This is a genomic window from Cupriavidus nantongensis, from assembly GCF_001598055.1.
Taxonomy (GTDB): domain Bacteria; phylum Pseudomonadota; class Gammaproteobacteria; order Burkholderiales; family Burkholderiaceae; genus Cupriavidus; species Cupriavidus nantongensis.
In genome coordinates this window covers 3,426,045-3,450,666 of sequence record NZ_CP014844.1, presented here as the reverse complement: position 1 = coordinate 3,450,666, position 24,622 = coordinate 3,426,045, and the positions used below count along the sequence as shown (strand labels likewise).

Here is a 24,622-nt window from a genome sequence, read left to right as displayed (position 1 = left end):
ATGAGAATTGTTATCATTACAATAGTCTCTCGCTAAGATTCAGGCAACGACTACGTCGCGGTGGCGCGGCGCGGGCAGACGTTTGTATGCAAGCGGCCGGCACCATGACAAAAGGGCACCCGAAGGTGCCCTTTGTCGTTCCCAGCAGCGCCCGCAGGCGCCGGCTTGCTGCCTACTGCTTGGGCTCGGTGATGAAGCCGATCTTGCCCAGCCCGCCATGTTGCGCGGCGGCCATGACTTCTGCCACGCGCTCGTAGCGCACTTCGCGGTCGGCGCGCAGATGCAGCTCAGGCTGCGGCTGCTGCTGCGCGGCCAGCGCGATATTGCTTTCCAGCGTGGCCTGGTCGACTTCCTGCTGGTTCCAGAAGACCTTGCCGCTTGCATCGATCGAGACGTTGATGTTCTGCGGCTTGGGGTCGTTCGGCGTGTTGGTGGCGCGCGGCAGGTCGATCTTCACCGCGTGGTTGATCACGGGGATGGTGATGATGAAGATGATCAGCAGCACCAGCATGACGTCGACCAGCGGCGTCATGTTGATTTCGCTCATCACCTCGTCGTCGTCCCCTTCGAGAGTGCCGAATGCCATGATGACTTCCTTGCTTGCGGTTTAGCGCTGTGCCGCGGCCAGGCGCACGGTGCCGTCCTCGGCGCGGGCGCCGGTGGGGCGCACGCGCGCGCCGGTGACGAAGTAGGCGTGCAGGTCGTGGGCAAAGCGGTTGAGCTTCGAGATCACCGACTTGTTGCCGCGGGTGAGGGCGTTATAGCCCAGCACGGCGGGGATTGCCACGGCCAGGCCGAAGGCGGTCATGATCAGCGCCTCGCCCACCGGGCCGGCAACCTTGTCGATGGTCGGCACGCCCGAGGCGCCGATGCCGATCAGCGCGTGGTAGATGCCCCACACGGTGCCGAACAGGCCGACGAACGGCGCGGTCGAGCCCACCGAGGCCAGCACCGCCAGGCCCGATTGCATGCGCGCCACCGATTCATCGATGGAGCTTTTCAGCGAGCGGGTCAGCCAGTCGGAGATATCCATCACGTCGTGCAGCTGCGGCTGGCTGGCGCGGTGGTGCTGGGCGGCTTCCTTGCCGGCGATGGCGAGCGTGCGGAACGGGTTGGCATCGCCGGCGCCCAGGGTTTCCAGCGCGTGGTCGAAATCGTCCGAGTGCCAGAAGCGCTTTTCCGCGCCTTGCGCCATCTTCTTCAGGCGCACCAGATCCCACGCCTTGGTCAGGATCACGATCCATGAGGCGAGCGACATGATCAGCAGAATGATGGCGGTCGCACGCATGACGAAGTCGCCTTGCGACCAGAGGTGGGTGAGTCCGAGGTCCTGCATGTGTTGGTTTCCTGGTGAGTTCGCTTGGTTTAGGTCAGATCAGAGATCGGAAATCCGGGGCGGTCAGTTCAGCTCGAAGCCGATCGGCTGCTGCGCCGTGACGGCGACGGCGCGGCCGTTGTCCATATAGGGCTTGCAGCGCATCGCCTGCACGGCGTCGACCGCGGCCTGGTCAAGGCGCGACGAGCCGCTCGACGACACCACGGCGGTCTTGACGACCTTGCCGCTTTCATCGGTGGTCAGCCGCACCACGGTCTTGCCGGTCTCGCCCATGCGGCGCGACTGGGAAGGATACTTCGGTTGCGGCGGCGTGCACTGGATTTCGCCGATGCCGACCGCGCGCGGCGCGGCCGACACCGGTGCCGGGGCGGGCTCGGGCGGTGCCGGGGGCGCCGGCGGGGCAGGCGGCGCTTCAGGTGCCGAAGGCGTCGGCGGCAGGTCGGCGACCGGCTGCGGTGCCGGCCTGGGCTGCGGCGGCGTTGGCTTGGGCGTGGTCACCTTGACCTGCTTGGGCGGGGTTTCCTGCTTGGGCTTCGGCTTGGGTGGCTCGGGCGGGGCCTCCTGCTTGGGCGGTTCGAGCGGAATGATGCGCGCGATGATTTCCGGCGCGATCACGGCCTCGGTGAGCTTGCGGCCCAGGCCGCTCTGGATCAGGTAAAGCAGGCCGACGTGGAACAGCAGGACGGCGAGCGTAATCTTTAAGAAGCGTTGGTCGAACATGTGTCAACAACAAAAGTCTGCCGGCGGCGACACCTTGGCGGCCGTGCGCCGTCACTTGCGGTAGAACAGGATCAGCGAGATGCCGCAACCGACCAGCAGGCTAAGCAGCAATTCCATGATAAACGCTCCTTCAACTGGGTTGACGTGGGAGCGCCACTCTGGGGCAGCGTGTCAGCGGGTGAGTATAAACGATAATGATTCTTATTTGTTGTGATTTGTGCGCCGCAACTGGAATTTTCCGCCCTCGCGCGTTATACCGGCAAGTCCCGGTAGCAAATTGGAAGGGGGCCAAACACGGTTGAGTCATGCGCGTGGACACGCCATCGCTGCGCGCGCGTTTGGTGCCCCAGGCCACCCTGGCCCGCGCCGGCCGCGCACGGGCGCGCCCGCAGGGCGGGAAAGCGCGCTAGCATAGAAAGACACTGCAGACGTGGCGGTGCGCCTGTCGCGGCCCGCCATTGCGCATCGCGCGCTCGGGGACCCGTTCATGGACTTCACACGTTTTGCTGAAGATGACCGATCGACGCTGCTGCGCTCCATGCCGGGAGCATCGTCCAGCTCGGCGCTGGACTGGATGTGCGCGCAGTTCGCCTTGCGCGTGGTCTGCGCGCTGGGCCCGCGCTTCAACCTGCGCAGCAATATCAACGATGTCCTGACCGTCAGCGCGCAGGAGATGGTGTGGCCGTATGGCGTGGTGCTGCGGGTGCAGCGCTTCCTGGCCGCGCGCTGCGCCGACATGCCCGCCTGGAAGGGCGCGGCGCGCCTGACCCCCGAAGAATTCCTCGACCGCCACGGTCAGTGGAACAGCGCCTTCGACGAAAGCGCGCTGTTCTATTACCTCGACGAGTACGTCAAGCACCACGCCAAGGACATGTTCGCGGTGTTCGACGCGTCGGCCGCGGCCATCGCCCAGCGGCTCGAGGGCGAGCGCGTGCTGCTGGTGCGCAATATCGACATGCTCAGCCACGTGCTGGACCTGCCCGACCATGAGCGCAAGCTGCTGCTGTATGCCGCGCTGGCCAAGTACAAGCGCGACCTGCGCGCGGTGATGGTCGACTGCAAGGTCGCGCACAGCCAGGAGGCGTTCCAGATCCTGGCCGGCCTGACCGGCGCCGGTGCGGCCGACGTGGCGGCGTCGCTGCGGCCGGGCTCGCGGCTGGAGACGCTCAACCTGATCGAGCAGCCGCTGCCCGAAAACAGCGTGACCGACCTGGGCGACCTGATGCGGCTGTCGGACCGGCTGCTGCACGTGCTGCTCGGCAACTACGCCAACGAGGCCGAGATGATGGCGGTCTTCACCCGCCCGGCCGCGCCGCCCACGCTGACCACCGCCGACTATCCGCATGTGGAGACCGATGCGCGCTACCTGCGCGCGCTGCTGGCCAATGCCACGCAGCAGCACGCCAGCGGCGTCAACGTGCTGATCTACGGTCCGCCCGGCACCGGCAAGACCGAATTCGCGCGGCTGCTGGCGCGCGAGGCCGGCTGCGAGCTGTATGAGGTCGATTGCCTTGATCGCGACGGCAACAGCCTGTCGGGCAAGGACCGCTACCGCTCGCTGCAGGTGTCGCAGGCGTTCCTGCGCGGGCGCGCCCATACCGCGCTGCTGTTCGATGAAGTCGAAGACGTGTTCCCGGGCAGTGCGCGCGAGCTGATGAGCCTGTTCGGCCAGGAGGACACGCGCGCGTCGGTCAACGGCAAGGCCTGGGTCAACCAGACGCTGGAGCAGAACCCGGTGCCGGTGATCTGGATTTCCAATTCGATCCGGCAGATCGACCCGGCCTACCTGCGCCGCTTCCAGTTCCACCTGGAGCTGAAGATTCCGCCGCCGCTGGTGCGCGAAAACATCATCCGCAAGCACCTGGGCGGGCTCGACGTCAGCGATGCCTTTATCACCGGGCTGGCCGCGCGCAAGACGCTGACGCCGGCGCAGGTGCAATCGGCGGCGCGCTTTGTCGAACTGGCGCGGCCGCATCTGGAAGACCCGGTGGAAGAACCGGTGGAGGCGCTGATCCTGCGCCAGCTCGAACATGCCGACCGCGCCATGGGCCTGCGCCCCGAGGCCGAGGCGCGCCCGGTGGTCACGCACTACCGGCTCGAGAACCTGCACCTCGAGACCCGCTACGATGTGGTCAAGATAGTGGACGCGCTGAGCGTGCGCCAGCGCGGCACGTTGTGCTTCTATGGCCCGCCGGGCACCGGCAAGACCGCGCTGGCCGAGCATATCGCGGCCGAGCTGGACCTGCCGCTGATGATCCGGCGCGCCTCGGACCTGATGAGCAAGTATGTGGGCGAGACCGAGCAGCAGATCGCCGCGATGTTCGCGCGCGCGGAAGAGGACGGCGCGGTGCTGCTGCTGGACGAGGCCGACAGCTTCATGCAGAGCCGCCAGCAGGCGGTGCGCAATTACGAGATATCAGAGGTCAACGAGATGCTGCAGGGCATGGAGCGCTTCAACGGCATCTTCATCTGCACCACCAACCTGTTCGACCGCATCGACGAGGCCGCGCTGCGCCGCTTCTCGTTCAAGATCCGCTTCCTGGCGCTCAAGCCGGCGCAACGCGTGGCGATGTTTGTCGACGAGGCGCTCGACGGCGACGCCGCTGGCCTGACCGATGCCATGCGCGCGGACCTGGCCGCGATGGACTGCCTGACGCCTGGCGACTTTGCCACGGTCAAGCGCCAGTGCGTACTGCTGGGCGAGGCGCTGACGCCTGATGAATTCCTGGCGCAGCTGCGCCAGGAGCATGCGATCAAGCCCGAGGTGCGCGAGCACCGGCCGCTGGGCTTCCTGCGCTGAGCGAAGGGTAACCGAGGGGCTAACGGAGGGGCTAACCGCGGGCGCCGGTCAGAACGCCGGCGCCGGCTCGATCACCACGGTCTCCGCAGCGGCTTGCCGCTGCAGCAGCGCGGCCACCATCGCGCGCAGGTGCGCGGCATCCTTGGTCGAGACAAAGCGGTCATTCCCCGCGGCATCGGGCGGCGCGGCGAGCGCATGCTCGTCGAGCTTGCGCGCCAGCTGGCGCGCGACCGCGATGCCGGTATCGACCAGCGCCAGCCGATCGCCAGCGACGGCGCGGATGGCGCCTGCCAGGAAAGGGTAGTGGGTGCAGCCCAGCACCAGGGTATCGGCGCCGGCCTCCAGCATTGGCGTGAGATAGGCTTCCAGGCGCTCGCGCACGGCGGGCCCGTCGGTCTGGCCTTGCTCGACCAGCGTCACCAGCCCTAGCCCCGCCTGGCACAGGAAGCGGCTTTCACCGTCCAGCGATGCCAGCAGCCGCGCAAACTTCGCGCTCTTGAGCGTATTGGCGGTCGCGAGCACGCCGACCACCTTGCTGCGGCTGGCCGCGGCGGCGGGCTTCAGGCCGGGTTCGACGCCGATGATCGGCACCGGCAGGCGCTCGCGCAGCAAGGCCACGGCATGGCCCGTGGCGGTGTTGCAGGCGATCACCAGCGCCTTGCAGCCCTGGCCGATCATCCACTCGCAGGCCTGCAGCGTGCGCGCTTCGACAAAGCGTTCGGGCTTTTCGCCGTAGGGCGCGTACTTCGAGTCGGCAAGGTACAGCAGCGGCTCGTGCGGCAGCAGCGCGCGGATCTCGCGCAGCACCGACAGGCCGCCGAGGCCGGAATCGAAGACGCCGATGGGTGCGGGGTTCACGGGATGCGAGGATGACAGGAAACAGTGCAGAAAAAAGCCGGGTCGGAACCCGGCTTTTCGAGTGCGACGGCAGATTCTACCGTCTCGGCGCGTGGCTGCTTACAGCGCGGCGACCGGAATCTTGCCGATCTTCGCCTGCCATTCCGCCGGGCCGGTCTTGTGCACCGAGGTGCCTTCGCTGTCCACGGCCACCGTCACCGGCATGTCCTTGACCTCGAACTCGTAGATCGCTTCCATGCCCAGGTCTTCGAAGCCGACCACCTTTGCCTGCTTGATCGCCTTGGCCACCAGGTAGGCGGCGCCGCCCACGGCCATCAGGTAGGCCGACTTGTGTTTCTTGATGGCCTCGATCGCCACCGGGCCGCGCTCGGCCTTGCCGATCATCGAGATCAGGCCGGTCTCGGCCAGCATCATCTCGGTGAACTTGTCCATGCGCGTGGCGGTGGTGGGGCCGGCCGGGCCGACCGCCTCGTCGCGCACCGGATCGACCGGGCCGACGTAGTAGATCACGCGGTTCTTGAAGTCCACCGGCAGCTTCTCGCCCTTGGCCAGCATGTCGGCGATGCGCTTGTGCGCGGCGTCGCGGCCGGTCAGCATCTTGCCGTTGAGCAGCAGGGTCTGGCCCGGCTTCCACGAGGCCACTTCCTCCGGCGTCAGCGTGTCCAGGTCGACGCGCTTGGAGGTCTCGGTGTTCGGCGCCCACTCGACCTTCGGCCATTGCGACAGGTCCGGCGCTTCCAGCCTGGCCGGGCCGCTGCCGTCGAGCGTGAAGTGCACGTGGCGGGTGGCGGCGCAGTTCGGGATCATCGCCACCGGCTTGGACGCGGCGTGCGTCGGGCAGGCCATGATCTTGACGTCGAGCACGGTGGCCAGGCCGCCCAGGCCCTGCGCGCCGATGCCCAGCGCATTGACCTTCTCGTAGAGCTCGACGCGCAGTTCCTCGACCCAGTCCTTCGGGCCGCGCGCGATGATATCCTGGATGTCGATGGATTCCATCAGCGATTCCTTGGCCATCACCATCGCCTTCTCGGCGGTGCCGCCGATGCCGATGCCCAGCATGCCCGGCGGGCACCAGCCGGCGCCCATGGTCGGCACGGTCTTCAGCACCCAGTCGACGATCGAGTCCGACGGGTTCAGCATCACGAACTTGGACTTGTTCTCCGAGCCGCCGCCCTTGGCCGCGACCTGGATGTCGACGGTGTTGCCCGGCACCACTTCATAGTGGATCACGGCCGGGGTGTTGTCCTTGGTGTTCTTGCGGCCGCCTTCGGGCGGGCTGACGATCGACGCGCGCAGCACGTTGTCGGGGTGCGTGTAGCCGCGGCGCACACCCTCGTTGATCATGTCGGTCAGGCCCATGGTGGCGCCGTCCCAACGGACGTCCATGCCCACCTTGACGAAGACCGTGACGATGCCGGTGTCCTGGCAGATCGGGCGCTTGCCCTCCGCGCACATGCGGCTGTTGGTCAGGATCTGCGCGATCGCGTCCTTGGCCGCCGGGCTCTGCTCCAGCTCATAGGCGCGGCCCAGGCTGGTGATGTAGTCCATCGGGTGGTAGTAGCTGATGTACTGCAGGGAGTCGGCGACGCTCTGGATGAGGTCTTCTTGCTTGATGACGGTCATTTTGTGGGGTGGGCAGCGGTGAAACACAGCCCGAAATCATACACTGAGCGGCGGCGCTCTGCCCGGCTGCATACATCCGTCCACAGCCGGTAATGTGCGGCAAACGCCGCTGCCGGCGATCGCGCCAGCCCAAAAGCAAAAACCGCGGCACATGGCCGCGGTCGTTGGCGAAGCAAGCAGGTTGACCGTGTGGGTCGCGCTCAATGCTTGGCGTGCGCGCCGGCGGGGTGGGTGACCATGCGGTCCACCCATGCCATCGCCACAGCCGACAGCAGGAACGCAAGGTGGATCGCCACCTGCCACATGATGGTATGGGTCGAGCGCTGCTCGGCGTCGATGAAGGTCTTGAGCAGGTGGATCGACGAGATCCCGATCAGTGCCATCGACAGCTTGACCTTCAGCACGCCGGCGTTGACGTGGTCGAGCCATTCGGGCTCGTCGGGATGGTTGTCGATGCCAAGCCGCGAGACGAAGGTCTCGTAGCCGCCGACGATCACCATGATCAGCAGGTTGGAGATCATCACCACGTCGATCAGCCCCAGCACCACCAGCATGATCTTGTTCTCGTCGAACTCGGTCACATGGGCGAGCAGATGCCAGACTTCGATCAGGAAATGGTAGACGTAGACGCCCTGGGCCACGATCAGGCCCAGGTACAGCGGCAGCTGCAGCCAGCGCGACGCGAAGATGATGCTGGGGATCGGCCGCAGGGTCTGGGGCTGCTGCTCGGGAATCGGGTTGGAAGCCATGGCGGGGCGGGGTCGGCGGAGTTGAAAATCGGCGTGGATTGTACCAAGCGACCATGGCAACGCTGTGTTACCAGCGGTAACCGCGGCCACGGTGCAGCGCTCAGGCCCGCGCCTCCGGCTCGGCGCCGGCTGCCTTGCCGCGCCAGGCGCCGCGCGCGATCCGGCCCGGCCAGCTGGCCAGCACGATCCCCGCCAGCACGCATGCCAGCGCCACGCCGTGCGGCCAGCCCGGCTGCTCGCCCAGGAAGACGATGCCGTAGGTGGCCGCGGCCACCGGCAGCACCGAGGTGAAGACCCCGGCCAGCTGCGCCGGCACATGGCGGATGCCCTTCATCCACAGCCAGAACGAGAACACGCTGGCCGACAGCGCATACCACAGCACCATCAGCCAGGTCTGCGCCGGCACCGCGGCGGCGTCGAAGTTCAGCAGCGGCACCAGGCCCAGCGGCAGCATCAGCAGCCCGCCGATCAGGTGCGTGTAGGCGCAGATCTCGATCGCGGCCAGCGTCTGCGTGAGCCGGCGCGACAGGATTACGTAGATCGACTCGCACACCACCGCACCCATGATCATCAGGTTGCCCAGCCAGGCCTGGCCACCTGCGCCGGTGCCGTGGGAATCGCCGCGCGCGATGTGGAGCACGGCGATGCCGGCCACCGCCAGCAGCACCGACACCACCGTGCGCCGCGACAGCCGTTCGCGCAGCAGCAGCCAGGACAGCAGCGCCACGGTGGCGGGGATGGTGCTGGTGATCACGCCCGCGGCCATGGCGCTGGTCAGGCGCACGCCGTTGAGCATCAGCAGCGTAAACAGGAAGGTGCCGAAGAACGCCTGCAGGAACAGGTTCAGCCATTCCCCGCGCGAGACCCGGCGCATGCGCGCGGGCCGGTACCACGGCGCCAGGCAGACGATGGCGATGACAAAGCGCAGCAGCGCGAACAGCAGCACCGGCACATGCGCGATGATCGACTTGCCGAGCCCGACGTTGCTGCCGACCAGCGCCATCGAGGCAATCAGGAACAGCACGTAAACGGGAGCGAAAACAGGAGCGTTGGCGGGCACGGGAACTTGCCTTGGGGAGGTTCCGGTCGACAGGCCGGCGGGGTGCGCGGGCACGTGTCCGCGCTGGTCGGTGCGGCGCCGCGCGGCAAGGGCCGGCGTCGCATTCAGGTATCAGGCTGGCGGCATTATAGCTGTGCTAGCCTAATGGAGAAGGCTGCACTTTCGCGGCGCGCCCCCGATTCTTCCCGCTGCAATGCAACACGTTGCAGCGCCTGATCCTGCCGGCCGCAGGGATTTATCGTCAGGTTTAAGTAAGCCGTCGGGCGTAACGTGGCAGCCAAAGCCAGTCCAAAATCAGGAGACGAGTCCATGTCCGCCATCGAATCGGTGATGCACGAGCATCGCGTGTTCAACCCGCCCGAGGCCTTTGCCAGCCAGGCCGCCATCCCCAGCATGGACGCCTACCGCGCGCTGTGCGACGAGGCCGAGCGCGACTACGAGGGCTTCTGGGCCCGCTACGCGCGCGAGCTGCTGCACTGGAACAAGCCCTTCACCAAGGTGCTGGACGAGAGCAACGCGCCGTTCTACAAGTGGTTCGAGGACGGCGAGCTCAACGCCTCGTACAACTGCCTGGACCGCAACCTGCAGAACGGCAATGCCGACAAGGTCGCGATCGTGTTCGAGGCGGATGATGGCACCGTCAGCCGCGTCACCTACCGCGAGCTGCATGCCAAGGTGTGCCGCTTCGCCAACGGGCTGAAGTCGCTCGGCATCAGGAAGGGCGACCGCGTGGTGATCTACATGCCGATGTCGGTCGAGGGCGTGGTGGCGATGCAGGCCTGCGCGCGCCTGGGCGCGACGCACTCGGTGGTGTTCGGCGGCTTCTCGGCCAAGTCGCTGCAGGAGCGGCTGGTCGACGTGGGCGCGGTGGCGCTGATCACCGCCGACGAGCAGATGCGCGGCGGCAAGGCGCTGCCGCTCAAGGCCATCTCCGACGACGCGCTGGCGCTGGGCGGCTGCGAGGCGGTCAAGAACGTGATCGTCTATCGCCGCACAGGTGGCAATGTCGCTTGGACCGAAGGCCGCGACCGCTGGCTCGACGAAGTCTGCGCCAACCAGCCCGATACCTGCGAGGCCGAGCCCGTCGGCGCCGAGCATCCGCTGTTCGTGCTGTACACCTCGGGCTCCACCGGCAAGCCCAAGGGCGTGCAGCACAGCACCGGGGGCTACCTGCTGTGGGCGCTGATGACGATGAAGTGGTCGTTCGACATCAAGCCCGACGACCTGTTCTGGTGTACCGCCGACATCGGCTGGGTCACCGGCCATACCTATATCGCCTATGGCCCGCTGGCCGCCGGCGCCACCCAGGTGGTGTTCGAGGGCGTGCCGACCTACCCGAACGCGGGCCGCTTCTGGGACATGATCGCGCGCCACAAGGTCAGCATCTTCTACACCGCGCCGACCGCGATCCGCTCGCTGATCAAGGCCGCCGAGGCCGATGAAAAAATCCATCCGAAGCAGTACGACCTGTCCAGCCTGCGCCTGCTCGGCACGGTCGGCGAGCCGATCAACCCCGAGGCGTGGATGTGGTACTACAAGAACGTCGGCAACGAGAACTGCCCGATCGTCGACACCTTCTGGCAGACCGAGACCGGCGGCCACATGATCACGCCGCTGCCGGGCGCGACGCCGCTGGTGCCGGGCTCGTGCACGCTGCCGCTGCCGGGCATCATGGCCGCCATCGTCGACGAGACCGGACACGATGTGCCCAACGGCAGCGGCGGCATCCTGGTGGTCAAGCGCCCGTGGCCGGCGATGATCCGCACCATCTGGGGCGATCCCGAACGCTTCAAGAAGAGCTACTTCCCGGAAGAGCTGGGCGGCAAGCTCTACCTGGCCGGCGACGGCTCGATCCGCGACAAGGACACCGGCTACTTCACCATCATGGGCCGCATCGACGACGTGCTGAACGTGTCGGGCCACCGCATGGGGACCATGGAGATCGAGTCGGCGCTGGTGGCCAACCCGCTGGTGGCCGAAGCCGCGGTGGTGGGCCGCCCGGACGACATGACCGGCGAAGCGATCTGCGCCTTCGTCGTGCTCAAGCGCGCGCGCCCGAGTGGCGACGAGGCCGTGCAGATCGCGACCGAGCTGCGCAACTGGGTCGGCAAGGAAATCGGCCCGATCGCCAAGCCCAAGGACATCCGCTTCGGCGACAACCTGCCCAAGACGCGCTCGGGCAAGATCATGCGCCGCCTGCTGCGGTCGCTGGCCAAGGGCGAGGAGATTACGCAGGACACCTCGACGCTGGAGAATCCGGCCATCCTCGAGCAGCTGAAGCAGGCGCAGTAATCCGCCGGTGATCCGGCACGCCGGAGCCGAGCCCTGAACCCGCCGCCGCGCACCCGCGCGCCGGCGGGTTTGTTACGATAGCTTCCCACCGACACGGACTGTCCCCTCATGCCCGAAGCCCAGTCGCGCTTTCGCCGACGGTTGCTGCTCTACTACGGCCTGTTCACGCTGGGGCTGTTCGGCTTCGTGGGGATGATGGGATTGCTGGAGCGCTCCAACGCCGATGCGCTGTGGCTGGGCTACGTCTTCCTGTTCATCACCATCGCGATCTATGCCTGCATCGGGCTGATCTGCCGCACCTCGGACCTCAACGAGTACTACGTCGCATCGCGGCGCGTGCCGGCGATGTTCAACGGCATGGCGATTGCGGCCGACTGGATGAGCGCGGCATCGTTCATCGGCCTGGCCGGCATCCTGTTTGCCTCGGGCTACGAAGGGCTGGCCTATGTGATGGGGTGGACCGGCGGCTATTGCCTGGTGGCCTTCCTGCTGGCGCCCTACCTGCGCAAGTACGGCGGCTATACCATCCCCGATTTCCTCGCCGCGCGCTACGGCAACGGCAAGCCCGGCGGCAACCTGCCGGTGCGCGCGATCGCGGTGCTGGCCGCCTCGCTTTGCTCCTTCGTCTACCTGGTGGCGCAGATCCAGGGCGTGGGGCTGGTGGTGACGCGTTTTATCGGCGTCGAGTTTGCCGTCGGCATCTTCTTCGGGCTGGCGGGCATCCTGGTCTGCTCGTTCCTGGGCGGCATGCGCGCGGTCACGTGGACGCAGGTGGCGCAGTACATCATGATGATCGTGGCGTTCCTGGTCACGGTGTCGATGATTGCGTGGAAACACCACCAGGAACCGCTGCCGCAACTGAGCTACGGCACGCTGCTGACGCAGCTGGATGCGCGCGAACGGCAGCTGGAGCGCGAACCGGCCGAGCAGGCGGTGCGCGACTACTACCGGCAGCAGGCGATCCTGCTGCAGGAGCGCATCGCCCGGCTGCCCAAGTCTTTCGCGCAGGAACGCGACGCGCTCGACGCGCGCCTGCAGGACCTGCGCGCCCGCAATGCGCCGCTGCGCGAGATCAAGGCGCTCGAGCGCGAACGGCTGGAATTCCCGCGCGATGCCGCCGCCGCGCAGCAGCAGTGGCACCAGCAACGCGAAGAGGCGCTGGCCCGCAGCCGCCATTCGATATCGTCCACCGAACCTTATCCGGCGGCATCGGAGCAGGAGCGCAAGACCAAGCGCCTCAATTTCGTGCTGCTGGTGTTCTGCCTGATGGTGGGCACCGCCAGCCTGCCGCACATCCTGACGCGGCTCTACACCACGCCCTCGGTCAGGGAAACGCGCAACTCCGTGGCCTGGGCGGTGTTCTGCATCGCCTTGCTTTATGTCTCGGCACCCACGCTCGCCGCGCTGGTGAAATACGAGTTCTTCGAGCACCTGGTCGGCACCCCGTACGCCGACCTGCCGCAGTGGGTGGTGCAATGGCGCAAGGTCGATCCACCGGTGTTCGGCATTCGCGACGTCAACGGCGACGGCATCGTGCAATGGGCCGAGATCCTGCTGCAGCCCGACATGATCGTGCTCGCCGCCCCGGAAATCGCCGGCCTGCCGTACGTCATCTCCGGGCTGATCGCCGCCGGCGCACTGGCGGCCGCACTGTCGACCGCCGACGGCCTGCTGCTGACCATCGCCAACGCGCTCTCGCACGACGTTTTCTATCACATGGTCGACCGCCAGGCGAGCCACCAGCGGCGCGTCACCACCGCCAAGATTGTGCTGCTGGCCGTGGCGCTGTTCGCCTCGTACGTCACATCGCTGCGGCCCGGCAATATCCTGTTCCTGGTCGGCGCCGCCTTCTCGCTGGCGGCGTCCAGCTTCTTCCCGGTGCTGATCCTCGGCATCTTCTGGCGCCGCACCACCGCCGCCGGCGCCGTCGCCGGCATGGTCGCCGGACTCGGTGTGGCGGTGTACTACATCTTCGTCAACTACCCCTTCTTCACGCGCATGACCGGCATCTTCGGCAACCGCTGGTTCGGCGTCGACCCCATCGCCTCAGGCGCCTTCGGAGTCCCGGCCGGCTTCGCGGTCGCGATCGTGGTCAGCCTGCTGACGCCGCGCAACGCGCCGGTGATCGACCGGCTGGTGACCTACCTGCGCAAGGGGTAGGGCAGGTTAGGGTGGGGTGGTCACGAGGTACTGGATTCGACGGGCAACTCTGCTATAATCGCGGACTTCCCGGAGAGATGGATGAGTGGTTTAAGTCGCACGCCTGGAAAGCGTGTATGGGTTAATAGCCCATCGGGGGTTCGAATCCCCCTCTCTCCGCCAGAACACTGCGCAAGACCATGCAAAGCCGCCCATTTTCCGGGCGGCTTTTTGTTTGCTGGCGATCAGCGGCTTGGGGCGACTCTGCGCAGGGGCTTGCGATTCACCCCGTCCCGGTTATGCTCTCGCCCCATGACCAAACTCACCGTCCGTTTCGAAATCCGCCCCGCCTTGCCCTCCGACGCGCAAGCCGTGGAAGCGATCCTGATCGACACCTACCTCGGCACCTGGAAGCCGCAACTGACGCCGGCCGCAGCCGCCGCCTTCGAGCAGCAAGGCAAGACCCGCAGTTACGTCGAAGCACGTTTGCAGGAATTCCATGTTGCCTGCGTGAACGGGGTGCCGGCCGCGATGGTGGATTGGGAAAACAATTTCATCTGGGCCCTGCATGTCGGCCGGGCCTGGCAACGGATGGGGCTGGGCGGGGCGCTGCTGGCGCATGCGGAAGCCGCGATGGCCCGCGCCGGGCATCGCGAGGCGAGGCTGGAGACGGATACGTTCAACCAGCAGAGCCGCGCCTTCTATCGGCGCCATGGCTATGCCGAGATCGATTTCTATCCGGATGAAAGCTGGGACAGCGGCTTTACCACGGTGCTGCTGTCCAAGGCGCTGGGGCCAGCCTGAGCACAGGCGACGGGCGCCTTGCCGGACTCATGCGTAGATTGCATGACCTTGCCGGGCGGCCCGTGAAAGAATCGGGCATCTCTTTCGAACTGCCCCCAGGCATCCCATGTCCGACCCCATCGTCCATCTCAACGGCACCCTGACCCCGCTCTCCGAAGCCCGCATCCCCGTGCTGGACCGCGGCTTTATCTTCGGCGACGGCATTTACGAGGTGATCCCGTACTACCACGGCAAGCCTTTCCGCGGCGCGCAGCATCTGGCGCGGCTGCACCGGAGCCTGGAGGGCATCGGCATTCCCGACCCGTACAGCGCCGCGCAGTGGCTGGAGCGGGTCGGCGAGGTGGTCAAGGCCAACGGCCTGTCGGATCAACTGGTCTATATCCAGGTGACCCGCGGCGTGGCCAGGCGCACGCATGCGTTCCCGAAGGAGGTGGTGCCGACGGTGCTGATCATGACCAATCCGATGGCGCTGCCGTCGGCGCAGATGGTCGAGCAAGGGGTTGCGTGCGTGACCATGGAGGACCGGCGCTGGCTGAATTGCCAGATCAAGTCGACCTCGCTGCTTGGCAACGTGCTGGCGGCGCAGCACGCGGTGGAGCAGGGCGTGACCGAGGCGATCCAGTTCCGCGACGGCTGGCTGACCGAGGCGTCGGCGTCCAATGTGTGGGTGGTGCGCGATGGCCGCGTGTCGGCGCCGCCCAAGGACAACCTGATCCTGGAGGGCATCCGCTACGGCTTCATGGAGGAAATCTGCGAGGCGATGGGGATTGCGCTGGAGTCGCGCCGGATCGCCAGGGACGAAGTCTTTGCCGCCGATGAGGTGCTGCTGTCTTCGGCCAGCAAGGAATTGCTGCCGGTGGTCAGCATCGATGGCCGTCCGATCGGCAAGGGCGTGCCGGGGCCGGTGTTCGCGCGCCTGTACGCCGCTTACCAGGCGGCCAAGGCGGCGCTGTAAGCGGCTGCAAGGGTCTCCCGGCGCGTGCTAGCATGCGTTGGGATTCAGCCAGGAGTCAGTCATGGCCAAGCGCGAGCGCGGCCGGCGTGCCTTGCAGGACGAGGTCGGCCGGCGTATCCAGCAGATCGATGAAATCGAAGACGGTGCCAGGATCCGCGTGCCGTCACCGCAGCCCCATCCGCGCGACGCGCGCGGGCGCAACTGGGACATGGCCTTCGACAACCTGCACGGCTATGCCGCCAGCGTGCGCGCGGTGGTCGACAAGGTGCGCGACGAGTTCGACCTGAACGAGGCGCTGGAGAACCGCGCGCCCAACCCCTTCGGCGACTGAGCCGGCGCGCCGATCTACCGCTAGTCCACCGAAACGATGATGGCGACGCGCCGGTTCTCGGCGCGTCCCGCGGCGGTGCGGTTGTCCGCCACCGGGCGGGTCTTGCCCAGCCCGCGTACTTCGATATTGTCCCGCGCAAAGCCGGCATCGGCCAGCAGCCTGGCCACGGCCTCGGCGCGCCGCACCGACAGCGACTGGTTGTACTCCGCCGCGCCGGCGTCATCGGTATGGCCGTCCACGCGCAGGCGCTCGATGCCCACGCCGCTCAGCGCGCGGCCGAGGCGCTGCACATTGGCGGCGCGCTCGCCTTCGATCAGGTCCTCGTTGAAGCCGAACAGCACCTTGTCGGTGAGGCCAAGTTCCCAACCCTCGCCGGTCTGCACAAAGCCCTCGTGCTGCAGTACCGCTACCTGTGCCGGCGACAGCCGGCCGGCGGGCGGCGTGGTCTGGCAGCCGGCCAGCGCCAGGGTGGCCAGTGCCGCGGCCGCCAGCCAGGACTTCCATCTGGTTGGGTGTTTTGTCGAAGGACTGCTTGCAAACATGTGGATTCTCACTGCTTGAGGTCGAGGCGCGGCTCGGTGCGCGGCTCGGTGCGCGGACCCGCGCGCGGTTCCAGGCGTGGCTCGGCGCTTTGCCAGATGCCGCCGGAGCGCCGCTTGGCGCCGTACATGGCGGCGTCGGCGGCGTGCAGCAAGGCCTGGCTGCCTTGGGCGTGGACCGGGAAGACCGCGAGCCCGATGCTGAGCGAAGCCTGCACCGAGCTGCCGTCGGGCAAGTCGATGGGGCAGGCCATCGCCTGCAGGATATGCTCGGCGATCTGGATCGCATCGGCGGGCGCGCGCAGCGCGGTGGCCAGCACCGCGAACTCGTCGCCGCCGATGCGCGCCACCGTGTCGCGGCCGCGCAGGGTGGCGCGGATGCGCTGGGCCACCGCGACCAGCACCGCGTCGCCGGCGGCATGGCCGTGGCGATCGTTGACGTGCTTGAAATCGTCGCTGTCCAGGTACAGCACCGCGGCATATTCGTCGTTGGCGGCGGCGTGGCGCACCGCGTGCTCCAGCGCTTCGACGAAGGCGGCGCGGTTCAGCAGCCCGGTCAGGGCATCGTGGTTAGCGCGGTGGGCGAGCGAGCGGTTTTCATGCTGCATCTGGTTCTGCCAGGTCTGCAGCTCGTCGAGCAGGCCGTTGAAGTCTTCGCTGAGGGCATTGAGCTCGGCGATGCTGGCGGGCGGCGTGCGCTGCGCGAAATCGCGCTGCGAACGCACCGCGTGCGCCACCCGCATCAGGTTGCGCAACGGCTCGATGATCTGCACCAGCAGCCGGCTGGCCAGGTAGTGGGCGCCGACCGCGGTCAGCAGCAGGCAGGCCAGCAGCCCCAGCGCGCCCTGCAGCAGGAAGTGCAGCAGGTTGCGCGGGTCGCCGCTGACGCGCAGCATGCCCACCTGCTGGGCCTGGTGCAGGATGGACTGCTCGACCGCATCGGTGCCCAGCCATTCGACCAGCGCGTGGCGCAGGCCGGTCAGCGGCGCCTGACCGGGGCGCTGCCATACCGCCAGCACATGGTGGTCGCGGTCATAGACGGTGGCGCGGGCGATGTCTTCCGAGGCTGCGATCGCGGCCAGCGTCTCCGCGGTGGCGGCCTGGTCGCGGAACACCACCGGCGCTTCCAGCGTATAGGCGATCGAGCGCGCCACCAGCCGCACGTTGTGGTCGGCGTAGACGCGCAGCGCGGTGACGCCGATCGCGGTCAGCGCCAGGCCGGCGGTGCATACCGCGATCAGCGCCACGCCCAGGTGGATGCGGCGCAGCACGCTGTAGAGGGTGGGGCGCGCGCCTTGCCTGCGCACCGGCTGGCGCGGGCTCATGACGGCGCTCCCTTGCGGCGGCCGAGCTGCAGCACGCCGGGGTGCATATGCACGCCGCTGCGGGCGAGGGTATCGAGGTTGACGCGGAACGAGACCTGGTTGTCGCGGATGTTGAGGCAGAACATGCTGCCCACCTCGCATTCGAAGTCTTCCTCGGCGATGACCAGCACCGGGCGGCCGGTCAGCTCGGCCGACAGGCGCTTGCGGCGCGGTTCGTTCATGGTGCCCACGTACAGCGCATCGCACGCCGGGTGCAGCATGTCGGCCAGCACGTCGACCTGGCGGGTCTGCACGGTGCGGCCATTGGCGAGCGTGCCGCCTTCCCTGAGCCGGGCCGCATAGCGGCTGGCGTGATCGACGCACAGCCGTACCGGATCGCGCTCCACCGGCCAGCGCGCATAGCCGAGCAGGCTGATGACCACGCGCGCGACCAGGTCGGCCCGTTGCGGCGCGGGCTGCGCGGTGACCGCCGGGGGCAGCATGGCCGGCAGCACTGCCAGCGTCACCGCCAGCAACAGCGCGGTCACGCCGCGGCGCAGCAGCGGTCGTGCACGGGCAGCGGGCGGGGTCGGCGGGGGGCTGGCTGGGGCAGGCGCCATGGTCTGGAACGAAGGGGGCGGGGCGGCCGGTTGCGGTGTGGTGGTCTGGCCGCGCGTATTGTCTGGGGCCGGGTTCGGGGCAGTCAAGCGTCCGGCCTTGCGGTGGATCGGGCGAAAACGGGCGACACGAGCGGGGATCTTGCGAAGACCGGCTCGTGGCGCGGCGTGATACGAAATGTTTATCGGCGTCGCTGTCGTTTTCCTGAACCCCGCCGTGACGCTGTGGGGCGCATGCCAGGCTTCGCCGTGGCGCACACAACACTTAGAATGTGGCCATCGCCCCAACTTGTCCAACTCGCCCCCTGCCGCCATGATCGCCGATCCGCTTCTCCGCCTGCTGCACCTGACCGGCGTCGCCGTCTGGGTCGGCGGCATGTTCTTCGCCTACCTATGCCTGCGGCCGGTGGCCGGCAGCGTGCTCGAGCCGCCGCCGCGCCTGCGCCTGTGGCGCGGCGTGTTTGCCCGGTTCTTCCCATGGGTGTGGGCGTCGGTGGCGGCGATCCTGCTGAGCGGTGGCGCGATGATGGCGGCAACGGGCATGGCGGGCGCACCACGCAACTGGCACCTGATGCTGGGCATCGGCCTCGTCATGGCCGGCATCTTCTGCTACGTGTGGTTCGGTCCCTACCGGGTGCTGGGCCGGGCCGTCGATGCGCAGGACTGGCCAGCCGCGGGTGCCGCCCTGAACCGCATCCGGCAGGCGGTAGGGACCAACCTCGTGCTGGGTCTGGCCAATATCGCCGTGGCGACGCTGGGCCGCTGGCTCGCCTGAGCGGATCCGCGCGACGCCGGGATCCGGCGCGACTTGTCACAACCACGCAAACGGAGAGCTGCTATGCGCGTCCTCGCATGTGTTGCCGTCGTTGGTCTGGCCGTGGCGGCCATCCCCGTCGCCGCCGCGGAAAATGGCACGCAGAATGGCGGCCTGAGCGCCGACTATGAGCGCTGCATGGACAAGGCCGTTTCGACCGTCGACATGCTTAACTGCGCCGCGCTGGAGTCGCGGGTGCAGGATACGGCGTTGAACCGCGCTTACCAGTCGCTGCTGCGGCGGCTGGAGGCGCCGCGCACCGGGCAGTTGCGGGTGGCGCAGCGGGCCTGGCTGGAGTACCGCCAGGCCAATTGCGCCTATGTGTCCAATCCTGCCGGCGGCAGCGCGGCGCGCGTGGCCGGCGCGTCGTGCCTGCTGGAGATGACCGCCGCGCGCGTGCGCGAATTGCGCGCCTTCGCCACCGAGGCCGCCGGCCGGTGAGCTGGCGGGCCTTGTGCTAGAGTTGCCTGACCCCTGTGCTGCGGCACGTCTCAACCGGAGATGGATCATGGCAAACGAATCGCGCCACAACCTCAAGGCTTTCGTGCAGACCGCACCCCAGTCGGGGCGCTATGTGTGGGTCATCGCGCTGGTGGATTTCAGCGCGCAGCAGGTCAGGCGCGCGATCGTGTCGGACGATACCTTCACCACCGCGGACGCCGCGCGCGTTGCCGGCGAGGCCCAGCTCAAGGCGATGGCCGAGGATCACTAGCCCCGCGTGCGACCGGCGCGCCACCATTTACCACGGTGACGCCGGCCGCCCCTGCCATGCTACGATCCCCGCCATGACAACCGCGCCCGCGCGGCGCATTGGCAGCGGATTCCGGAGGTAGCGATGGCAAGGCACGTCTTCACGCGCGCGCAGTATCTCGACATCCTCAACGACAGCCTGCGCAAGCATCCCGGCTGGCAGCCCGGCATGGCCTTCGTGTTCCTGCCGCCCGGCGCCGATGCCAGCCAGGCCACGGCGGTGGGCTGCACCGGCCCGATGGACGCGATACCGGTCTATGCGGAAATCCAGCGGGTGGCGGCCGAACTGATCGAAGTCAGCGACGCATGATGCCGCCGGAGCGGCCGCCGCGGGTGCGTACAATACCGCCCTCTACAGACTTTCGGATATTGCCGTGAAGAAAACGGACCTGGAAAAAAACAAGGGCCTGAAGATCGCCAACAGCCTGAAGCAGGCGGCGGCAGCGCGGGGCGGCATTCCCGGCGCCGCACAGCGCCCGGACCGGCGCGAGCAGCGCCGGCTGGACCAGGAGCAGGGCCTGGTGCCGTTCGCATGCAAGCTCGACGGCGCCCTGGTGAAGCGCCTGCAGGCGCTGGCCGCGGATCACCCGGGCGGCATGACCGGCCTGCTCAATGAAGTGCTGCCGCGCGCGTTGCCGCAGGATCCGGGCCAGGCCTGAGCGCTGCACGGCGGCCGTGCCGCCGCTGCACGGTGGTCGTATCAGTCGTCTTCCTCTTCGTCGAGGAACTCGCGGCGCAGCATCCAGTTGGCGATGGCTTCGTCGCAGATGCGCTTGAGTTTCTGCTTGTCCGGCATCTTGTCGAACAGCTGGAAATTGACCAGCGCCATGCCGGCATCGGTGATGTAGAACATGCGGCTCGGGTCGTCATCGTGGACGATGCGGCCGTCGATGGCGTCTTCTTCGCTTTCGGCCGGCATGTCCTCCAGCTCGACCACGCGGCAGGTGAAGCGCGGGCTGCGGGTGTGGGTCAGGTACTCGAATTCGTCGTGCATGACCTCGCCGCCCTTGCCCGCGATCACGGCGAAGCCCCAGATAAAGCGGGGCATCGGCAGATCGGACAGATCTTCAATCTCGTCCATGGTGTTCTCCCTGATTCAATCCCCGCATTATCGCCCGGAACGGCGCGGCTTCCAAAGACGGCGCGGTGCGGCCGTGCCGCCGTGCCGCCGTGCCTGTTACGACCCGGCCTTGCAATCGGCCAGCACCGGCGCGGCGTTCTCCGCCTGCATCAGGTCGCGCAGCGTGCCTGACTCGCCCTTGGTCCACCATTCGTAGCGGCCGCCGACATAGCGCGCCCCGGACGCCGCCACCGTGCTGACCGCCAGCACCGGCTTGCCGTCGATGCGGAACACCGCGGCCTGGTTGTCCTGGCTGTTGAAATAGCGCACCGTCAGCGTCTTGCCGCCGTCGCACTGGTAGCGCATGGTGCGCACTTCGGGAAAGCGCACGCCGTCGATGCCGGGCGCGCGGGCGGCCTGGGCCGTGGCGCTGGCGCAGACGAAGGCGAGCAAGGCAACGATGCGGGTGCGGGACAGGATCAAATGCCTGGGCATGGTGTGTCGGTTCGAAATTTGAGGTTCAGGTGGATGGCGTATCGGGGCAGCGCCGCTGCGCCACGCGATCAGCCGAGCATGTAGCCGGCGGCGAGCGTGCGGAAGCTTTCCACCTCGCGCGCCTGCCAGGCTGCATCCTCGTCGAGCTCTTCGGCCAGGATCGCGGCCACCGCCGGTGCGGCGTCGACGGCGGCGCGGGCGTCCAGGAACAGCGCGCGGTTGCGGCGCGCCAGCACGTCCTCGACCCGGCGCGCCAGTTCATGCCGGGCGGCAAAGCGCACATGGGCTTCGGTCAGCCCCGAGGCGCCGGCGAGCATGCGGTCGTGTCCCGGCAGCGCGCGCAGCAGGGCCAGCTCGTTGCCGTAGTAGCGGTCGGGCGAGCCCGAATCCGGCGGCGGCAGGTCGGCCGGCAAGCCGGTGGCACCGTGCAGCGGCAGCTCGGCGGTCACGCAGGGCGCGGCGCGCACCATCTGGCGCTGGATCGCGGTCTCGATCACGTCTTCGGCCATCTTGCGGTAGGTGGTCCATTTGCCGCCGGTGACGGTGATCAGCCCGGCCCGGGACACCAGGATCGTATGTTCGCGCGACAGCGACGCGGTCGAGGCCTCGCCGGTGGCCCGCACCAGCGGCCGCAGGCCGGCCCAGACGCTGGTGACGTCGGCGCGGGTGGGGTCCCTGGCCAGGTAGCGCGACGCCGTTTCCAGGATGAAATCGACATCGTCGGCGCCGGCATCGGGCTCCAGCGGCAGGTCGCGGCGCGGCGTGTCGGTGGTGCCGACGATGGTGTGCCCGTTCCAGGGCACCACGAACAGCACCCGTCCGTCATCGGTCTTGGGGATCAGGATGGCGCGCTCGCCCGGCAGGAAGCTGCGCGGCAGCGTCAGGTGCACGCCCTGGCTGGGCGCGACCATGGTGCGCGCATGACCGTCTTCCATCTGGCGGATGGCGTCGACCCACACGCCGGTGGCATTGATCACGCAGTCGGCGCGCAGCCGGAAGGTGGCGCCGCCGAGCACGTCCTGCACCGTCACGCCGCTGATCACGCCGCCTTGCTGGCTCAGCCCGGTCGCTCGCATGTAGTTGAGCGCGGTGCCGCCGACATCGAACAGCGTCCGCATCAGCGCCACCGCCAGCCGCGCATCGTCGAACTGGCCGTCGAAGTAAAGGTTGCCGCCGCGCAGCGGGCGCCCGCCGACGTGTTCGGCGAGGTTGGGCGCGGCCGCCAGCACCTCGCGGTGGTTCAGCCAGCGGCTGCCGGACAGGTTGAGGCTGCCGGCCAGCATGTCGTAGAGCTTGAGGCCGATGCCGTAGAAGGGCTGGTCGAACATCTGGTAGGCCGGCACCACGAAGCCCAGCGGCCACACCAGGTGCGGCGCGTTGCGCGCCAGCAGGCCGCGCTCGTGCAGTGCCTCGCGCACCAGGCCGATATTTCCCTGCGCCAGGTAGCGCACGCCGCCGTGCACCAGCTTGGTGGCCTTGCTCGAGGTGCCCTTGGCAAAGTCGGCGGCTTCGACCAGCAGCGTGCGGTAGCCGCGCGAGGCGGCATCGACCGCCGTGCCCAGGCCGGTGGCGCCGCCGCCGATGACGATCACGTCCCAGCGCGGCTCGCGCTCCAGGGTGGCGAGCAGGGCGGCGCGGCCGGGCGGCTGGATCGGAGTGGGAAGGCTGTGCATGACGCTGGTGTGTGGTGTTGGCTGGCTGGATTGTTCGGGTTGTACGGACGTGGCGCTGGACGGGTTTGATCGATGCTCAGCCGTGTTCTGCGCCGGCATCGTCCTCGCGCGCCCAGTCGCGCGCGCGCTCGACCGCGCGGTGCCAGCGCGCGAGCCGGTGGCCGCGCTGGTCGGCCGACAGGTTGGGCTCGAAGCGCCGCTCCACCTGCCATTGCTGCGCGATCTGCACCGGGTCGCTCCAGTAGCCGGTGGCCAGGCCCGCCAGGTAGGCGGCGCCCAGCGCGGTGGTCTCGGTCACGCGCGGCCGTACCACCGGGGTGCCGAGCAGGTCGGCCTGCATCTGCATCAGCAGGTCGCTGCGCGATGCGCCGCCGTCCACGCGCAGCTCGGCCAGCGCGATGCCGGCGTCCTTCTGCATGGCCTCGAGCACGTCCACGCTTTGCAGCGCGATCGATTCCAGCGCCGCGCGCGCGATCTGCGGCCGGCCGGTGCCGCGCGTCATGCCGACCAGCGTGCCGCGCGCAAACGCGTCCCAGTGCGGCGCGCCGAGCCCGGCAAAGGCCGGCACCAGCACCACGCCGCCGCTGTCGTCGCACTGGCGCGCCAGCGCCTCGGCCTCGGGCGCGCTCTGGATGATCTTGAGGCCGTCGCGCAGCCACTGGATGGTGGCGCCGCCCATGAACACGCCGCCCTCCAGGCAATACTGGGTCTGGCCGCGGTACTGCCAGCCGATGGTAGTCAGCAGCCGGTTGCGCGACGTGACCGGCTGCGCGCCGGTATTCATCAGCAGGAAGCAGCCGGTGCCGTAGGTGTTCTTGGCCATGCCCGGCACCAGGCAGGCCTGGCCGAAGGTGGCGGCCTGCTGGTCGCCGGCGATGCCGGCAATCGGGATCGGCATGCCGAACAGCCGCGCCGCGGTGCGCGCGACCTCGCCGCTGGAGGGCACCACCTCGGGCAGCAGCGCGTGCGGGATGTCGAGCAGCGCCAGCAGCGCGTCGTCCCACTCGAAGCGGTGGATGTTGAACAGCATCGTGCGCGACGCGTTGGAGACGTCGGTGACATGGCGCGCGCCGTCGGTCAGCTGCCAGATCAGCCAGCTGTCGACGGTGCCGAAGGCCAGTTCGCCGCGCTGCGCGCGCTCGCGCGCGCCTTCGATGTTGTCGAGCATCCAGCGCAGCTTGGTGCCGGAAAAATAGGCATCGATGACCAGGCCGGTCTTCTCGCGGAACAGCTCGCCGTGGCCGGCGGCCTGCAGCGCCTCGCACATCGGCGCGGTGCGGCGGTCCTGCCAGACCAGCGCGCGGCCGACCGGCTCGCCAGTCTTGCGGTCCCACAGCACGGTGGTCTCGCGCTGGTTGGTGATGCCGATGGCGCGCACCTGCGCGGCGCCGATGCCGGCGTCGGCCAGCACCGTGTGCGCCACCGCCAGCTGCGACTGCCAGATCTCGTAGGGATCGTGCTCGACGTGGCCGGGATGTGGGTAATATTGGCGGAACTCGCGCTGCGCCAGGCGCACCACATTGCCGGCATGATCGAACAGGATGGCGCGCGAGCTGCTGGTGCCCTGGTCGAGCGCCAGCACGTATTGCGGCTCGGCGGGAAGATGGGACGGGGCAGGGCGCTGCGCCTGCGCGGCGGGCTGGTTCATGCGTTCGATCCTGACATTGACAAGGCGCGCCGGCGCGGCCGGTGCATGGAATCCT

Annotated in this window: 25 protein-coding genes and 1 tRNA gene; 12 read left to right on the top strand and 14 right to left on the bottom strand. The window is 68.1% G+C overall.

Going from position 1 to position 24,622, the window contains the following annotated elements; translation table 11 throughout:
- Positions 1 to 172: 172 nt before the first annotated feature.
- From A2G96_RS15905 to A2G96_RS15895, 3 genes are all read right to left on the bottom strand, one after another.
- Positions 173 to 586: an ExbD/TolR family protein gene (locus A2G96_RS15905; protein WP_062800824.1), complete on the bottom strand. Its 414-nt coding sequence runs from the start codon at positions 584 to 586 to the stop codon at positions 173 to 175.
- Positions 587 to 607: 21 nt separating this feature from the next.
- Complete coding sequence (locus tag A2G96_RS15900; protein WP_062800821.1) at positions 608 to 1,336, bottom strand: MotA/TolQ/ExbB proton channel family protein; 729 nt, start codon at positions 1,334 to 1,336, stop codon at positions 608 to 610.
- A gap of 63 nt (positions 1,337 to 1,399) precedes the next feature.
- Complete coding sequence (locus tag A2G96_RS15895; protein ID WP_062800819.1) at positions 1,400 to 2,056, bottom strand: energy transducer TonB; 657 nt, start codon at positions 2,054 to 2,056, stop codon at positions 1,400 to 1,402.
- Between the two features lie 487 nt (positions 2,057 to 2,543).
- Here A2G96_RS15895 and A2G96_RS15890 point away from each other — a divergent pair, with 487 nt between their 5' ends.
- Entirely contained in the window at positions 2,544 to 4,856 is a 2,313-nt protein-coding gene (locus tag A2G96_RS15890) for an AAA family ATPase (protein ID WP_062802212.1), read from the top strand.
- A gap of 48 nt (positions 4,857 to 4,904) precedes the next feature.
- Here A2G96_RS15890 and murI read toward each other — a convergent pair whose 3' ends face one another.
- From murI to A2G96_RS15870, 4 genes are all read right to left on the bottom strand, one after another.
- Complete coding sequence (gene murI, locus A2G96_RS15885) at positions 4,905 to 5,714, bottom strand: glutamate racemase (RefSeq protein ID WP_062800816.1); 810 nt, start codon at positions 5,712 to 5,714, stop codon at positions 4,905 to 4,907.
- 99 nt (positions 5,715 to 5,813) lie between these two features.
- Complete coding sequence (locus A2G96_RS15880; RefSeq protein ID WP_062800814.1) at positions 5,814 to 7,337, bottom strand: fumarate hydratase; 1,524 nt, start codon at positions 7,335 to 7,337, stop codon at positions 5,814 to 5,816.
- Between the two features lie 200 nt (positions 7,338 to 7,537).
- The gene (locus A2G96_RS15875) at positions 7,538 to 8,086 is read right to left on the bottom strand and encodes a TIGR00645 family protein (RefSeq protein ID WP_062800812.1); all 549 of its coding nucleotides are present in this window, start codon (positions 8,084 to 8,086) and stop codon (positions 7,538 to 7,540) included.
- Between the two features lie 100 nt (positions 8,087 to 8,186).
- The gene (locus A2G96_RS15870) at positions 8,187 to 9,146 is read right to left on the bottom strand and encodes a DMT family transporter (RefSeq protein ID WP_062800810.1); all 960 of its coding nucleotides are present in this window, start codon (positions 9,144 to 9,146) and stop codon (positions 8,187 to 8,189) included.
- A gap of 309 nt (positions 9,147 to 9,455) precedes the next feature.
- Here A2G96_RS15870 and acs point away from each other — a divergent pair, with 309 nt between their 5' ends.
- From acs to A2G96_RS15840, 6 genes are all read left to right on the top strand, one after another.
- Complete coding sequence (gene acs, locus A2G96_RS15865; protein WP_062800807.1) at positions 9,456 to 11,438, top strand: acetate--CoA ligase; 1,983 nt, start codon at positions 9,456 to 9,458, stop codon at positions 11,436 to 11,438.
- A gap of 108 nt (positions 11,439 to 11,546) precedes the next feature.
- Positions 11,547 to 13,598: a VC_2705 family sodium/solute symporter gene (locus A2G96_RS15860; RefSeq protein ID WP_062800804.1), complete on the top strand. Its 2,052-nt coding sequence runs from the start codon at positions 11,547 to 11,549 to the stop codon at positions 13,596 to 13,598.
- A 71-nt stretch (positions 13,599 to 13,669) separates the two neighbouring features.
- Positions 13,670 to 13,760 (top strand) — tRNA-Ser (locus A2G96_RS15855).
- 129 nt (positions 13,761 to 13,889) lie between these two features.
- Positions 13,890 to 14,381 (top strand): GNAT family N-acetyltransferase, encoded by a 492-nt coding sequence (locus A2G96_RS15850; protein WP_062800802.1) that lies wholly within the window; start codon positions 13,890 to 13,892, stop codon positions 14,379 to 14,381.
- A gap of 106 nt (positions 14,382 to 14,487) precedes the next feature.
- Positions 14,488 to 15,336: a D-amino acid aminotransferase gene (locus A2G96_RS15845; RefSeq protein ID WP_062800800.1), complete on the top strand. Its 849-nt coding sequence runs from the start codon at positions 14,488 to 14,490 to the stop codon at positions 15,334 to 15,336.
- 61 nt (positions 15,337 to 15,397) lie between these two features.
- Complete coding sequence (locus A2G96_RS15840) at positions 15,398 to 15,667, top strand: hypothetical protein (protein WP_062800798.1); 270 nt, start codon at positions 15,398 to 15,400, stop codon at positions 15,665 to 15,667.
- Between the two features lie 20 nt (positions 15,668 to 15,687).
- Here A2G96_RS15840 and yfiB read toward each other — a convergent pair whose 3' ends face one another.
- The 3 genes from yfiB to yfiR are packed head-to-tail and all read right to left on the bottom strand — an operon-like array spanning position 15,688 to position 18,130.
- The gene (gene yfiB / locus A2G96_RS15835) at positions 15,688 to 16,209 is read right to left on the bottom strand and encodes an outer membrane lipoprotein YfiB (RefSeq protein WP_062800795.1); all 522 of its coding nucleotides are present in this window, start codon (positions 16,207 to 16,209) and stop codon (positions 15,688 to 15,690) included.
- A gap of 8 nt (positions 16,210 to 16,217) precedes the next feature.
- On the bottom strand, positions 16,218 to 17,531 hold the full coding sequence (gene dgcN / locus A2G96_RS15830) for a diguanylate cyclase DgcN/YfiN (RefSeq protein WP_062800793.1): 1,314 nt from the start codon (positions 17,529 to 17,531) through the stop codon (positions 16,218 to 16,220).
- Complete coding sequence (gene yfiR, locus A2G96_RS15825) at positions 17,528 to 18,130, bottom strand: regulatory sequestration protein YfiR (protein ID WP_062800791.1); 603 nt, start codon at positions 18,128 to 18,130, stop codon at positions 17,528 to 17,530. Before yfiR ends, dgcN begins: the two co-directional genes overlap by 4 nt.
- A gap of 175 nt (positions 18,131 to 18,305) precedes the next feature.
- On the opposite strand from yfiR, the gene A2G96_RS15820 reads away from it, so the two are divergent.
- The 5 genes from A2G96_RS15820 (at position 18,306) to A2G96_RS15800 (ending at position 20,350) form a co-directional block, all read left to right on the top strand.
- Entirely contained in the window at positions 18,306 to 18,902 is a 597-nt protein-coding gene (locus A2G96_RS15820; protein ID WP_335340545.1) for a CopD family protein, read from the top strand.
- Positions 18,903 to 18,965: 63 nt separating this feature from the next.
- Positions 18,966 to 19,382: a lysozyme inhibitor LprI family protein gene (locus tag A2G96_RS15815; RefSeq protein WP_062800787.1), complete on the top strand. Its 417-nt coding sequence runs from the start codon at positions 18,966 to 18,968 to the stop codon at positions 19,380 to 19,382.
- Between the two features lie 67 nt (positions 19,383 to 19,449).
- On the top strand, positions 19,450 to 19,653 hold the full coding sequence (locus tag A2G96_RS15810; RefSeq protein WP_062800785.1) for a hypothetical protein: 204 nt from the start codon (positions 19,450 to 19,452) through the stop codon (positions 19,651 to 19,653).
- A gap of 123 nt (positions 19,654 to 19,776) precedes the next feature.
- On the top strand, positions 19,777 to 20,001 hold the full coding sequence (locus A2G96_RS15805; RefSeq protein WP_062800783.1) for a hypothetical protein: 225 nt from the start codon (positions 19,777 to 19,779) through the stop codon (positions 19,999 to 20,001).
- A 64-nt stretch (positions 20,002 to 20,065) separates the two neighbouring features.
- Positions 20,066 to 20,350, top strand: coding sequence for a hypothetical protein (locus A2G96_RS15800; protein ID WP_062800781.1), 285 nt, complete (start codon positions 20,066 to 20,068; stop codon positions 20,348 to 20,350).
- 41 nt (positions 20,351 to 20,391) lie between these two features.
- On the opposite strand, the gene A2G96_RS15795 is transcribed toward A2G96_RS15800, so the two are convergent.
- From A2G96_RS15795 to glpK, 4 genes are all read right to left on the bottom strand, one after another.
- Positions 20,392 to 20,772, bottom strand: a complete 381-nt coding sequence (locus A2G96_RS15795) for a hypothetical protein (protein WP_062800778.1) — start codon at positions 20,770 to 20,772, stop codon at positions 20,392 to 20,394.
- Between the two features lie 96 nt (positions 20,773 to 20,868).
- Positions 20,869 to 21,246 (bottom strand): MliC family protein, encoded by a 378-nt coding sequence (locus A2G96_RS15790; protein ID WP_062800776.1) that lies wholly within the window; start codon positions 21,244 to 21,246, stop codon positions 20,869 to 20,871.
- 68 nt (positions 21,247 to 21,314) lie between these two features.
- The gene (locus tag A2G96_RS15785) at positions 21,315 to 22,919 is read right to left on the bottom strand and encodes a glycerol-3-phosphate dehydrogenase/oxidase (RefSeq protein ID WP_062800774.1); all 1,605 of its coding nucleotides are present in this window, start codon (positions 22,917 to 22,919) and stop codon (positions 21,315 to 21,317) included.
- A 76-nt stretch (positions 22,920 to 22,995) separates the two neighbouring features.
- Positions 22,996 to 24,567, bottom strand: coding sequence for a glycerol kinase GlpK (glpK, locus tag A2G96_RS15780; protein ID WP_062800772.1), 1,572 nt, complete (start codon positions 24,565 to 24,567; stop codon positions 22,996 to 22,998).
- Between the last annotated feature and the right edge of the window lie 55 nt (positions 24,568 to 24,622).

Bases quoted from the DNA above. Each gene is read 5' to 3' on its own strand.
- A2G96_RS15905 (WP_062800824.1), bottom strand. From the start codon at position 586: ATGGCATTCGGCACTCTCGAAGGGGACGACGACGAGGTGATGAGCGAA.
- A2G96_RS15900 (WP_062800821.1), bottom strand. From the start codon at position 1,336: ATGCAGGACCTCGGACTCACCCACCTCTGGTCGCAAGGCGACTTCGTC.
- A2G96_RS15895 (WP_062800819.1), bottom strand. From the start codon at position 2,056: ATGTTCGACCAACGCTTCTTAAAGATTACGCTCGCCGTCCTGCTGTTC.
- A2G96_RS15890 (WP_062802212.1), top strand. From the start codon at position 2,544: ATGGACTTCACACGTTTTGCTGAAGATGACCGATCGACGCTGCTGCGC.
- A2G96_RS15880 (WP_062800814.1), bottom strand. From the start codon at position 7,337: ATGACCGTCATCAAGCAAGAAGACCTCATCCAGAGCGTCGCCGACTCC.
- A2G96_RS15875 (WP_062800812.1), bottom strand. From the start codon at position 8,086: ATGGCTTCCAACCCGATTCCCGAGCAGCAGCCCCAGACCCTGCGGCCG.
- acs (WP_062800807.1), top strand. From the start codon at position 9,456: ATGTCCGCCATCGAATCGGTGATGCACGAGCATCGCGTGTTCAACCCG.
- A2G96_RS15860 (WP_062800804.1), top strand. From the start codon at position 11,547: ATGCCCGAAGCCCAGTCGCGCTTTCGCCGACGGTTGCTGCTCTACTAC.
- A2G96_RS15850 (WP_062800802.1), top strand. From the start codon at position 13,890: ATGACCAAACTCACCGTCCGTTTCGAAATCCGCCCCGCCTTGCCCTCC.
- A2G96_RS15845 (WP_062800800.1), top strand. From the start codon at position 14,488: ATGTCCGACCCCATCGTCCATCTCAACGGCACCCTGACCCCGCTCTCC.
- A2G96_RS15840 (WP_062800798.1), top strand. From the start codon at position 15,398: ATGGCCAAGCGCGAGCGCGGCCGGCGTGCCTTGCAGGACGAGGTCGGC.
- yfiB (WP_062800795.1), bottom strand. From the start codon at position 16,209: ATGTTTGCAAGCAGTCCTTCGACAAAACACCCAACCAGATGGAAGTCC.
- dgcN (WP_062800793.1), bottom strand. From the start codon at position 17,531: ATGAGCCCGCGCCAGCCGGTGCGCAGGCAAGGCGCGCGCCCCACCCTC.
- yfiR (WP_062800791.1), bottom strand. From the start codon at position 18,130: ATGGCGCCTGCCCCAGCCAGCCCCCCGCCGACCCCGCCCGCTGCCCGT.
- A2G96_RS15820 (WP_335340545.1), top strand. From the start codon at position 18,306: ATGTTTATCGGCGTCGCTGTCGTTTTCCTGAACCCCGCCGTGACGCTG.
- A2G96_RS15815 (WP_062800787.1), top strand. From the start codon at position 18,966: ATGCGCGTCCTCGCATGTGTTGCCGTCGTTGGTCTGGCCGTGGCGGCC.
- A2G96_RS15810 (WP_062800785.1), top strand. From the start codon at position 19,450: ATGGCAAACGAATCGCGCCACAACCTCAAGGCTTTCGTGCAGACCGCA.
- A2G96_RS15805 (WP_062800783.1), top strand. From the start codon at position 19,777: ATGGCAAGGCACGTCTTCACGCGCGCGCAGTATCTCGACATCCTCAAC.
- A2G96_RS15795 (WP_062800778.1), bottom strand. From the start codon at position 20,772: ATGGACGAGATTGAAGATCTGTCCGATCTGCCGATGCCCCGCTTTATC.
- A2G96_RS15790 (WP_062800776.1), bottom strand. From the start codon at position 21,246: ATGCCCAGGCATTTGATCCTGTCCCGCACCCGCATCGTTGCCTTGCTC.
- A2G96_RS15785 (WP_062800774.1), bottom strand. From the start codon at position 22,919: ATGCACAGCCTTCCCACTCCGATCCAGCCGCCCGGCCGCGCCGCCCTG.
- glpK (WP_062800772.1), bottom strand. From the start codon at position 24,567: ATGAACCAGCCCGCCGCGCAGGCGCAGCGCCCTGCCCCGTCCCATCTT.